The sequence below is a fragment of the Bacillus cereus group sp. Sample62 genome, from assembly GCF_036851315.1.
Classification (GTDB): Bacteria; Bacillota; Bacilli; order Bacillales; family Bacillaceae_G; genus Bacillus_A; species Bacillus_A wiedmannii.
On record NZ_JAFLPK010000001.1, the window covers coordinates 1576116 to 1588188 of the forward strand.

The window sequence follows — 12073 nt, forward strand, 5'->3', positions numbered from 1 at the left end:
AGGAAACGACTTGTTCCTCCCTCTATATTTATCATAATGTAGCGTTTATATGTATGTTTAAGCGCTAGACACTGTTACGGTAAAGTGGATAAATTGAGAAACAAAGCGTTTCTTCCTATGTTGTACAGGAGGAGACGATAATATGTTATATGCAAACAAAACTGTGGGTAACACGTCATATAAATTAAGTAAAAAATCAATGAAAGAACAAACAATGCTTCAAAAAAATAAAGATTTATTAATTGAAATCGCAACGAGAGATGTAAAATCTGTATTTGCGTATTTTAAAACAACAAGAGACGGATTATCTATGAAAGAGGCACAAAAACGCATTCAAGTATACGGCCGAAATGAATTAATTTCAAAAAGAGCGCGTATTGCGGAAGTAATAATGAAGCTAAGTGGAATGATTCCAGGTTTTTCAAAACAACATGTGCGTGATGGATTACAATGTGAGAAAATTACTGTGTCTCGAGTAGAATGTTCTAGTGTAACAGGTTTAAACGGTGAATTAAAAATGATGAATGTGCCAGTACAAGAGCTTGTTCCTGGGGATATGATTTTTCTTTCAGAAGGTGATACAGTACCAGCAGATGTACGTATCATTTACGCGAATGATTTATTAGTAAATGAATCCGTGCTAACAGGAAAAGATGCAAGTATTGAGAAATTTGAAAGTTGCTATCACCTTGAGCGTAAACGATTTATTCCTTTAAAACGAATGAAAGACTATAATCCACTTGAACTTGAAAACGTATGTTTCAAAGGGACTCATATTGTTGGCGGAAATGCAAAGGCTGTAGTTGTTTCGACTGGGAAAAATACGTATACAGGGATTCTTCATACTTGTTGTAGTAGAACGTCTTAATGTGTAAATGATGCTAAATATAAAAAAACAATGTATAATAGACAAAGTTGAAAAAACGTAGAATGGTAATCTATTTATATAACCTTACGTGATGACGTGGGGTTATTATTTTTTTGGTAGGAGAGGGATTATGAAAAAAGTATTATTAGTTGATGGTATGGCACTATTATTTCGTGCTTTTTACGCAACAAGTGTCTACGGACAATTTATGAAACGACAAGATGGTACCCCTACAAACGGGATTCATGGTTATATGAAACATTTATTAACAGCTATGCAAGCAATTGAACCGACACATATCGTAACATGCTGGGATATGGGTAGTACGACATTTAGAACAGAATCGTTCTCGAATTATAAAGCGAATCGTGTAGCACCGCCTGAAGAATTAATTCCGCAATTTGATTTAGTTCAAGAAATGACTGCGAAATTGTCTATTCCAGTTATCGGTATGAAAGGGTATGAAGCGGATGATTGTATTGGTACGCTTGCAAAGCAATACTGTAATGAAGCGGAAGTTTATATTTTAACAGGTGATACGGATTTACTTCAGCTTGTTGATAAGAACGTTACAGTTATGCTCTTGCGCAAAGGAATTGGAAATTACGAATATTACACACCAGAGAAAATCATGGAAGAAAAAGGCGTAGAGCCGTGGCAAATCGTGCATGCAAAAGCGTTTATGGGAGATACGAGTGATAACTATCCAGGTGTAAAAGGTATCGGCGAAAAGACAGCGTATAAATTGATTCAAGAGCACGGAACAGTAGCAACCGTACTAGAAAATGTAGCAACATTAACGAAAGCGCAGCGCACAAAGATTGAAAGTGATTTAGAGAACTTAAATATTTCATTACAATTGGCACAAATTCACTGTGAAGTTCCAATTTCATGTTTACTAGAAGAAGGATTACACACAATGGATGAAGAAAAACTTAGATTCGTTTGTGAAGAAATGAATTGGGGAAGACCTGAAATATTAATCAATATGCTATAAATAGTTTTGAAAGAGGGGTGTTATATAAGTCAAACTTTGACTTATATAACACCCCTCTTTTTGTTTTTACGAACAGTATCGTAGTAAATAAAATTATATTGAACTCAATTTTAAATATATAAATGTTTCGACAAAAATATTGATAGAAGTTGATGACGATAGAAACTTTTACAATGAAATGAAGCAATTTCAAAATGGTTTTAGGATGATCACATTTTTGTATGTTCACAAAGTTGTCAGAAAATAAATGAAATTTTCATATGAAGTTCAAATGGAATTCACAACAATCAATTATTATAAGGGCACACAGATAATTCCTTATCTTTTATATAAACCATCCCCCAAGGAGGACAATGAAAATGAGAAAAAAAGTGAGAAAATCTTTTAAACAATTATTAATTGAAAATAAACAATCACTATTAAATAATAAAGAAAATATGAAAGAAATTGAAGAGAGAATTGAGAAACGACATGTAGCATATAGTGGTGCCAATAATTAAATAAAATAAAAAAGATAGCCTTTAAAGGCTATCTTTTTTATTTTATATTGAAAAACTCTATTCCTCTCTTTAATTTTGTAACTATGCAAGATATTTTTATAGTGTTTTTCTGTCAGTATTATTCATTTTTCGAGGTTGTAATTGGTATATATCAATTTTGAAGATTCGCTATTCATAATATTACAAAAAATGTTACAATACATTCAAAATTAAGCTATAAAATCATTTTAATATGAAAAATTGGAATGAAAAGAAAGGAGAGGAATATGAATAATGGTGTCGCTTTGAAATGATTATTATCATTTCAGTAGGAGTTGATGTAAAACGATGGATAGGTATGAAGAACTGGATTCTATACGAGGAATTTCTTCATTGATAGTAATGATTGGCCATCATTTAATGATTTTTTCAGTATTTCAAAATTACAGTTATGAAGATAATAAACCATTTGTTATTTATCTATTAAAAGAAACACCTGCTCGTCTAATTTTTAGTAGTGGTAACGAATCTGTGATTATCTTTTTTGTTTTGAGTGGATTTGTGTTGTATAGATCCATTCAAAAAAACTACGATAGCTATGGATCATTCCTTTTAAAGCGTATATCTAGAATTTATATTCCATATATCGTAGCAATAAGTATAGCTATTTTATGCCAGACTACAATGAGTAAATATGGTATTTCTAATTTAAGTGAATGGTTTAATCGCTCATGGACGATTGAAAGTTCTTTAAGCTTAATAGCGCAACATATTTTATTGATTGGGAAATATAATACAGATGCATATAACGGCGTAATTTGGTCACTTGTTCATGAAATGCGAATATCGATAATTTTTCCGTTAGTTTTGATGGTTTGTTTACGAAAAACGTTGAGGCATTCATTATTGTCATTGTTTAGTTTTAGTATATGTTCTGTCGTGATTTTATTTTTATTTCACTCAAGTTTAACATTAACTAGTTATGCATTAACTCTGCATTACACAGTGCTGTTTTTACTAGGAGCACTAGTTGCGAAATATAAAAATAATTTAATAGTTTTTTATAGTAATCGTACTAAAAATGAGAAAATTGCATGGTTTTTATTTGCGGTTTTACTTTATATGTATGAAGGGCTTATTGGAGAAATTAATTTGCTTAATAATTTTATATTTCGAGACTATGTAGTAGGAATAAGTGCATGTTTATTTGTCATATTAAGCTTGTCAGTAGCAACTTTGTCATCCTTGCTACGTAATAAATACTTGTTATATTTGGGGAAGATTTCTTACAGTCTTTATTTATACCACATCATATCTTTATTTTCCCTAGTGTATATGCTTCATGAAATATTTCCGTTACCTATTGTTTTAATGTTATCGCTCATTCTTTCGTTTATACTAGCAATAATTTCTTATTTGTTTGTAGAAAAATTTGCATTCAGGATCGGAAAGTATATAACAAAGCAATCGAATTTAGAAAAGAAAAGAATATCTGTAGAAAGTGAGTTACAGGATGTCATTCAAACAAAGGCGGTGAAATAATTGAAGCAAGAAATTAGTATGAAGGATTTTCAGCAGCTATTGAAAAGAAGAGTAGTAACAATTATTTTGACGATGTGTTGTGTAACAGTTTCTTTAATTCTTATTTCTATGTATGTATTAAAGCCTTCATATCAATATTCAACGCAAATTCTCGTTGGGAATTTAGATGGGTTTAATAAGGAAAATGCAGTGAATAAAACACAGGAAAATAAGCAACTTGTAACGTCGTATGTTGATATATTAAAAAGTCCACTCATTATTTCAACGGTTAAAAAAAATTTAAAATTAGAGCAATCAATTTATGAATTAACACAAAAAATTTCAGTGGTGAATATGGACAACTCTCAAATCGTTACTGTTACAGTAAAAGATTCAGATCCTACAATCGTCAAAGAAATTGTAAAGTCATTGGCAGAACAATCTCAAAAAAGCTTTCAACAGTATACGAATGTACAGGGGATAAAAATATTAACTGACCCTGAGTTACAGGAAAAAGCTGAAAAGTTGTTTCCGAAATTACAACTTATCATTCCTATCTCTTTAATTGTTAGTTTTTTTGTTGGGATAGGTTTAGCTGTATTTCGAGATTATTTTGATGAGCGTATATACGTGGAACAAGATTTAGAGAAAATAACAACAGTATCTGTTATTGGTCACATAAATATGAAACCGAATAGAAAAAAGAAATCTACAGAAGTTGATGCGCAATCATCTATATATCGAGGTGAACATGTCGATGTTTAAGACAAAGAAAAAGCTGCCATTTAATTCGCATGATACTCTAATGAAAGAGCAGTTTTATACGGTGTATCACGAGTTGAAAAAATCTGGGAAACAAGTGTTCACAGTTACTTCAACGAAGGATAGGGGTGTTATCGCGTCGCTTATAGTAAATCTAGGGCTAGTGTTTGCAGAGATGAAAAAAAAGGTGTTACTTATCGATGTGAATTTTTCTGATCCTAAACTACATCTACTATTACAAAGCAATTATACGAAAACAGTGAACGATATAATAAACGATTCCCCTTGTAGTTATGAATCTTTTTCTAGTAATTTATCTAAATACTTATATTGTATTCCTGCCCAAAAAACAGTACACACCGGAACGCCTTTAGTTGCTACGGATGAATTTGATCATGTAATTGCGAAGTGGAAAGAAGATTTTGATTATATTTTCTTGTATTCCTCTGAAGTATTTGAGCTTCCTGCTACGCACATGATTGCAGGGAAATGCGATGGAGTGGTCTTAGCAGTTAAAAAGAGAAAAGATTCTCTGCGTACTGTACAAAAAGTAATAGCGGACATAAAGAGGAAAGAATGTGAATTAATAGGTATAGTTTTATATTCTTGAATGTGGGGGTAACGATCTATGATTCGTGAAACAAATCAAGCCAAGTTGTATGCGATTCCAGCTCAAGCAAAGACCAGTATGTTGAATCGAAGTATAAAGCGCTTGTTTGATATTATATTTTCACTCATATTGTTACTAGTAACGATACCAATTATGTTGTTCTTTTGTATTATGATTGCTTTCGAAACAGCAGGAGCTCCAATTTATTTTCAAGAACGTTTAGGGATAAATGGGAGGAAATTTAATGTATTTAAATTAAGGTCGATGGTAAAAGATGCTGAAATAAATGGACCACAATGGGCAAATGAAAATGATCCAAGAATTACTAAAGTTGGATCGTTTATAAGGAAAACAAGAATTGATGAGTTACCGCAACTTTTAAATATTTTAAAAGGTGATATGTCTTTTGTCGGACCAAGACCAGAGAGAGCGTATTTTTATAAACAATTTGATACGTATATTCCAGAATTCAAGGATCGTTTAATAGTGAAACCAGGGTTAACAGGATGGGCACAAATAAATGGAGGATATAATCTTGATCCGAAAGAAAAGTTGAAATTGGATATGGAGTATATTGAAATGAAAACGATTAAGATGGACATTCGGATTTTATGTAAAACCGTTTTAATAGTATTGAACGGTAATGGTGCAAGATAAATATATGTAAGTAGGTTGCTTGCAAAGGAGAGCAGGTATGGGTAGATCTATTTTAAATAATATTATCCATCTATTTTATAGCACGATTTTAGCTAATCTGCTTCAGGCTGTGAGTTTAATTGTTTTAGCAAATTTTTTTAATGCACAAAATTATGGGATGTTTAGTGTTGCCATAGCAGTGACGTTTGTTATGTTATTTTTTACAGATTTAGGACTTACGAATACGTTTCTTCGAGAAGGGGCAAAAGATGGAGTAGACTTAGAGACGATTGTATCGTCGTATATAAAAGTAAGGATGATTCTACTTATTTTTATTTCTATAATCGGCTATATTGCTATTCATTATATGTATGCGGATAGAAATTTGATTTATATGATGATAAACGTAATGTTTTTCATGTTAATAGGATTAACTTGGCAAAATATAGGGATTGCCTACTTTCAGCTGACGGAGCGTATGAAGTATATAGCGCTTATTAAAGTTGTATCAGCGGCAGTTGTCATTATCATTACATGTTTTTGTATTTTCGGAGAGTTACCAGTTTATATAACTGCTCGTTTATATGGATTTGGTTATATGATTGGTGGTTTATTCAGCATATATGTAATGAAAAGAAAGACGAATATGAACATGAAAGTCGTAATTCATAAAGCGTTATTTTGGCAATTGACACCTTTTATTATTAGTGGTTTTTTAATAATGAGTACGCCACAATTAGCACCTATCTTACTTAACTATACATTGCCATTAAGTATGGTAGGTGTTTTCGCAGTGGCGTATCGGATGCCAGCAGCTTTATATCAAGTGCCAGGGGTGATTGCAGGTGCATTTTATCCAGTACTCTTTAAGCACTATAATCAGAATAATTTAGAAGAGCATACGAAATTAAACTTACTTCAAATAAAATCAATGGCGATCGTGGGAATATGTATGACGATAAGTTTATATCATTTAGCGCCATACTTTATTTCTATATTTTTTCATGAGGAATGGATAAATGCAGTAGAGCCACTCCAAATATTATCATTTCTCATTGTGCTGCAAAGTTTAAATATTGCTATAGCTGACGGCTTAACAACGAGTGGACGTCAAAATAAAAGAACGGTTGTGCAATGTATAGCGTTAGTGATAGGTGGGATTATGCTTTATAGCTTTAGTAGTATTGGTGGAGTGATAGGAGCGGCTTATGCTATGGTTTTATTTGAAATTGTGGCTTTAGTTGGGTATATAGCGGTAAGTGTAGTGAAGAAAAAAATTGTATTCCAAATTGTAATACCGTATACAATTTATTTTGGCGTAACTTTTATTGGAGTGCAATATATATTGCATACATATCATTTCATTGCGCTCGTTCTGAATACGTTAATCGTAGTAGTTGGTATATTCCTGTATGATTATGAGCTGAAAAAACTTCTTCTTTCGTTTATAAGAAAAACACGCAAAAAGGATTATATTACGAAACAGGGGATATAGCCTATGGAAAATAATATGAAAATATCGATGAAATGGATTATGCTCTTAATATTATTTGTCATGTTAAGTAAATACAACATATATATTGGATTTTCGCTGAAGATATATATGATTTTTTTAGTTATATATTTATGTTTAACAGTTAAAAACTTTCATATTCAAAAGCTATATTTTCATGAAGTTGTATTTTTACTATTTTATTTCATCTATTGTTTCAGTGGAATTCTTTCTATATATTTACATGCTAGTATTCGTATGATTTTTGGTGTGCTACTTGTTTTAGGTTGTTATTTTATAATGAGAAATTTATTAGGAAATGTTGAAATAGCAACGCTTGAATCATCTATCGTCTATGTAGGATTCATATTTAATATTGTAAGCCTAATACTGTATATAGTCGGTTTACAGCACTTTGGATTATACGGTGGAGAAGAAAGAGAAATTTTTGCTGGACTATTAGTTGATAGAGGGTATCCAAGATTAATTGGTTTGCTAGATGATCCTAACATTTTTATTTTCTATAATACAATATTTTTTATGTATTATATGACAAACCTACATAATATGACGAACATTTTAGGATTGATTTTATGTGTTACGACAAGTTTATTAACTTTTTCAAGAGGAGGAATATTAGCACTTGTGCTTGTCGTTTTTGTATATGTATGTACATCTAGTTTTGCAAAAAAAATAAAAATAATAATGAGTTTACTATTGTTTGGTGTAGTGATTTTTAGTTTATCGAATAGTGTAATGGGTGGCCAATTGGATGACATATTGAATAAACGAATTTCTGATTTTTCGCATGATAATGGAAGCGGTAGATTTACATTATGGGAAGCTGCTTTTAAATATTATTTATCCAATCCATATATCGGAATCGGTGCGTTTAATTTTTCGAATTATTATGAGTTTCAATTTAACGAAAAATTATATGTGCACAATACATTTTTAGAAATTTTGTCTGAATCGGGTACAATTGGTTTTCTTTTATATAGCGCTTTTTTATTCATATTAATGTTCAAGTTAACGCAGTATACTTTGTTTCGTGAAAAACCGTATCTTTTATTGACCATGATTGCATTTTTATTTCAGATGATGTCATTGTCACTCATTATTAACGAAGCGTTCTTTTTATTTTTAGCAATGGTTGTAAAGTACATTTCAATATATGAAGGAAGGGGAAAGGTAGATGGTAAAATGTCTATCAGCACATAATAAGGCGCCTCATGTTTCTGTAATAACACCTTCTTATAATAGTATACGATTTATAGGTGAGACGATTTTATCTGTACAGAATCAATCATATGAACATTGGGAAATGATTATCGTTGATGACGCTTCAACTGACCAATCTCTTGCAAAAATTAAAGAGATAATAGAAGGAGACTCGCGTATTAGGCTATTATCATTAAAAGAAAATGTTGGTGCTGCGAAAGCTCGGAATTTAGCAATCAAAGAGGCGAGCGGAAGGTATATTGCCTTTTTAGATAGCGATGATATATGGTTGCCACATAAATTGAAGACGCAATTACTATTTATGGAAGAAATGAATGCGGCCTTTTCATATGCATCGTATAGTTTAATCGATGAAAACGGTAATGGATTAAATCGAGAAGTGAATGTACCAAAATCTGTTGACTATCATCGTTTGGCAGGAAATACAATTATCGGTTGTTTAACAGTAATGATTGATCGTGAAAAAATTCCGCATATTGAAATGCCTAGTGTGCAGCCGGAAGATACAGCGCTATGGCTAAACTTATTAGATGAAGGGCATGAAGCGAAAGGAATACAGCAAGTACTAGCGAAGTATAGAATTGTACAAAATTCTGTTTCGAGAAATAAAATTAGAGCGGCTTTTCGGTATTGGAAATTATTAAGGGAACAAAAACGACTGAATGCAGTGCAAATCTTTTACTATTTTAGTAAGTATGCTTTTCATGCCTATAGAAAAAATAAAATCAATGTAGTTGGGAAGGCGCAATTATGAATATACTGTTGATGACAGATAAATTGATAACTGGGGGAGCCGAGAGTTATTTTTGTAAATTGGAAAGCAATTTGCGTGATGAGAAATTTACGGTTTATACAGCTGCAGGTGATGGAGAACTATATGAATCTCTTACTAGAAAAGAAAATTTCATGTTACTTAGTCGATGGAATCATTTGAGAAATATTCATTACTTACGAAAAGAAATTTGTAAACGAAAGATAGAACTTATTCATGCAAATAGTTTGCGAATGGTATTATATTCCTTTTTGATTCAAAAGTTCATGAAAAAAAAGATAAAAGTCGTGTATACGAAACATAATGTAACGATATTAGAAAAGAAAATGCCAACTCTTTTTCGTTATTTTATAAATAAATATGTGAATAATATTATTACAGTAAGTGAGTTTGAAAAGAATAATTTAATTTCAATGCATGTAGCAGAAGAGAAAATAAAGACAATTTATAACGGTGTGGATATTGAAAAGTTTTTATTCCAGCAGAAAAAGAAAGAATCTATTTATAAAATAGGGATATTAGCTAGACTATCAAAGGAGAAAAACCATCAATTATTTGTAAAAATTGCAAATGTATTGAAAAAAAGAGATGATTTTTTGTTTTATATTGCTGGTGATGGACCAGAGAAAGAATCTATTATGAAAGAAATAGAAAAGTATGGATTGCAGCAAAGTGTAAAGATGTTAGGGAATATTTCAGAGCCGCATAGGTTTATAGGAAATATGGATGCCCTACTTTTATTATCTTTTCGTGAAGTGTTTCCAATGGTGGTAATTGAAGCAATGGCTACAGGAACACCGATTGTTTCAATAGATGTTGGTGGAATAAATGAAGCAATAGATGGAGAATCAGGTGTTTTGGTATCTGAATATTGCGAATTAGGATTTGCAAGTACGCTTGAGGAACTACAAGGAAATGAGGAAAAGGTGAATGGTATTAGACTGAAAGCACGAGAGAAAGCAGAGAGATATTTTTCATTAACTAAAATGATAGAAGAAACGAAAAGTATATATGAATTAAACAAATGACCGTGCAAGTCGTTTGTTTTTTTTATTATAGAAACTTTTAAGAGAAAACTCACATATTATATGAAAAAGGTAATATGAGGAGTGAATTTATTTTGTCAGAGTATATTTCATCACAAGGAGATTGTGCACCTGAAAATAGTGTCCATATTGATTGTTTTGGTGCAGTTCCAAACTCGGGAAATGATAGTTCAATAGCGATTCAACAAGCGATTGAATACTGTGTATCGAATCGGATTTCCACGGTAAGAATTACAGGCGTTAATACGTACAAAATTTTAAAGCCAATTATTATTAAATCAAACGTAAGACTAGAGTTAGATCCTACTGTAACACTACAAATTGATGGAGATTTTAATGCGTTTGAACTGCAACAAAATGCGTCTATTACAGGTGGTACAGTTCAAGTTATAAATCCAGTGTTTCAATCTGCTGTCATTTATGTTTCCGGCTCACAACAAATAGAAGTTCCTAATCACTCTCTTATATCAAATATAAATATAATAAATGCAACGTCGTCATATAAAGGTAAGGCTATACACTTTTATTGTCAAAAAGCATGGGATTATATTAGTTTCTTTCAAGTTAACTTTATTCAAATTAAAAACTTTCAAACTGCAATACATTTGAAGACAGAATATATAGATGATATAAATACACCTTGCTGGATTAACGCAAATGTATTTCAATCTATATTTATTGATGGATGTCAGTATGGGATAGAAGTTGATGGAAACAGTGATTTACCAAATGAAAGTTCAGGAAATACGTTTCATGATATTCAAGTACAATGTAGACAGCAAACGAACAAAGTCATTCGTTGTACGGGTGCCTATAATACATTTGATTGTATGATTTGGGATACGTACCGGATGAGTAGTGAACAGATTGTCATTGAATTTTCTTCTAATTCGCATCGTAACTACCTTTTTTCGAATTTACTTTCCACAACTATTGTAGATAAAGGACAATACAATGTTTGTAAGTCTACTTATGAAGAATCTCTTCGGATTCAGTTGCCGATTACGTTAAATAAACCACATTTAATAGGGAACCAAGATGATATATTAGTAAATGCTCCGCAGAAGTATACTGTTAAGCAAGTAAGTGGGAAATTACCTTACGGGGGGAATCTCGCAAATTGCTTTAATTTAATAGATGAACAAAGTGTAAACTATATCGATGTTCCAGATAGTAATCCAGTTGTGATTGAGCTAGATTTTACGAAAAATCCAATTAAAATGTTGAATTGTTTTGGAATGTATTTTGGATGGGGAGAGAGTCCAAAGAAAATTAAAATTGAATATGCATTAAGTGCAACTGGAAATTGGGTTGTTGCATCGGATGTTCCATTAAATGTAGGCGATACAATTATATCGAATATGAAGGCGAGTCAACTATATAAAGTAAGAATTACATTGAGTGGTTATTCTCAAGACCATAAGCGTTTTCGGATTAATCGTATGTTTGCAAGATCGTCGATGGAAAATGGGAATGCTTGGTTAGCGACAACTGGCGGAAGAATGTTTGGAGATATTGAAATAGAAGCAAGTAAAGGTATCATTATGAAGACTGCTAGTGGAGCGAAATGGAAAGTAACGATTAATGAGGCTGGCCAGCTTATTACGACTAAAATAACTTAAGATGATGATTGATTGTAAATGCTTGG

12 protein-coding genes are annotated in these 12073 nt (G+C 31.7%); all 12 read left to right on the forward strand.

Translation table 11 applies throughout. The features are described 5' to 3' along the window. The first annotated feature begins 142 nt into the window (after positions 1 to 142). Complete coding sequence (locus tag J0835_RS08045) at positions 143 to 868, forward strand: P-type ATPase (RefSeq protein WP_087980020.1); 726 nt, start codon at positions 143 to 145, stop codon at positions 866 to 868. A gap of 130 nt (positions 869 to 998) precedes the next feature. Further along, positions 999 to 1865 carry a 5'-3' exonuclease gene (locus J0835_RS08050; RefSeq protein ID WP_087980021.1) on the forward strand — a complete coding sequence of 289 codons (867 nt, stop codon included), beginning with the start codon at positions 999 to 1001 and terminating at the stop codon, positions 1863 to 1865. 359 nt (positions 1866 to 2224) lie between these two features. Next, positions 2225 to 2365 carry an FbpB family small basic protein gene (locus J0835_RS08055; RefSeq protein ID WP_046955196.1) on the forward strand — a complete coding sequence of 47 codons (141 nt, stop codon included), beginning with the start codon at positions 2225 to 2227 and terminating at the stop codon, positions 2363 to 2365. A gap of 327 nt (positions 2366 to 2692) precedes the next feature. Next, positions 2693 to 3886 (forward strand): acyltransferase family protein, encoded by a 1194-nt coding sequence (locus J0835_RS08060; RefSeq protein WP_087980022.1) that lies wholly within the window; start codon positions 2693 to 2695, stop codon positions 3884 to 3886. Next, the gene (locus J0835_RS08065; RefSeq protein ID WP_087980023.1) at positions 3887 to 4630 is read left to right on the forward strand and encodes a YveK family protein; all 744 of its coding nucleotides are present in this window, start codon (positions 3887 to 3889) and stop codon (positions 4628 to 4630) included. It abuts the gene before it with no gap. Continuing rightward, on the forward strand, positions 4617 to 5237 hold the full coding sequence (locus J0835_RS08070; protein ID WP_140386718.1) for a CpsD/CapB family tyrosine-protein kinase: 621 nt from the start codon (positions 4617 to 4619) through the stop codon (positions 5235 to 5237). The genes J0835_RS08065 and J0835_RS08070 overlap by 14 nt, the downstream gene beginning before the upstream one ends. An 18-nt stretch (positions 5238 to 5255) precedes the next feature. Then, entirely contained in the window at positions 5256 to 5894 is a 639-nt protein-coding gene (locus tag J0835_RS08075) for a sugar transferase (RefSeq protein ID WP_087980024.1), read from the forward strand. Between the two features lie 37 nt (positions 5895 to 5931). After that, positions 5932 to 7368 (forward strand): oligosaccharide flippase family protein, encoded by a 1437-nt coding sequence (locus tag J0835_RS08080; RefSeq protein ID WP_140386719.1) that lies wholly within the window; start codon positions 5932 to 5934, stop codon positions 7366 to 7368. Positions 7369 to 7371: 3 nt separating this feature from the next. Beyond that, a complete protein-coding gene (locus J0835_RS08085; protein WP_087980026.1) occupies positions 7372 to 8586 on the forward strand; it encodes an O-antigen ligase family protein in 1215 nt (404 codons plus the stop codon). Next, the gene (locus J0835_RS08090; protein ID WP_087980027.1) at positions 8561 to 9361 is read left to right on the forward strand and encodes a glycosyltransferase family 2 protein; all 801 of its coding nucleotides are present in this window, start codon (positions 8561 to 8563) and stop codon (positions 9359 to 9361) included. Before J0835_RS08085 ends, J0835_RS08090 begins: the two co-directional genes overlap by 26 nt. Continuing rightward, positions 9358 to 10407 carry a glycosyltransferase family 4 protein gene (locus J0835_RS08095; protein WP_087980028.1) on the forward strand — a complete coding sequence of 350 codons (1050 nt, stop codon included), beginning with the start codon at positions 9358 to 9360 and terminating at the stop codon, positions 10405 to 10407. The genes J0835_RS08090 and J0835_RS08095 overlap by 4 nt, the downstream gene beginning before the upstream one ends. Before the next feature lie 92 nt (positions 10408 to 10499). Continuing rightward, positions 10500 to 12047 (forward strand): hypothetical protein, encoded by a 1548-nt coding sequence (locus J0835_RS08100; protein WP_140386720.1) that lies wholly within the window; start codon positions 10500 to 10502, stop codon positions 12045 to 12047. Positions 12048 to 12073: the final 26 nt, after the last annotated feature.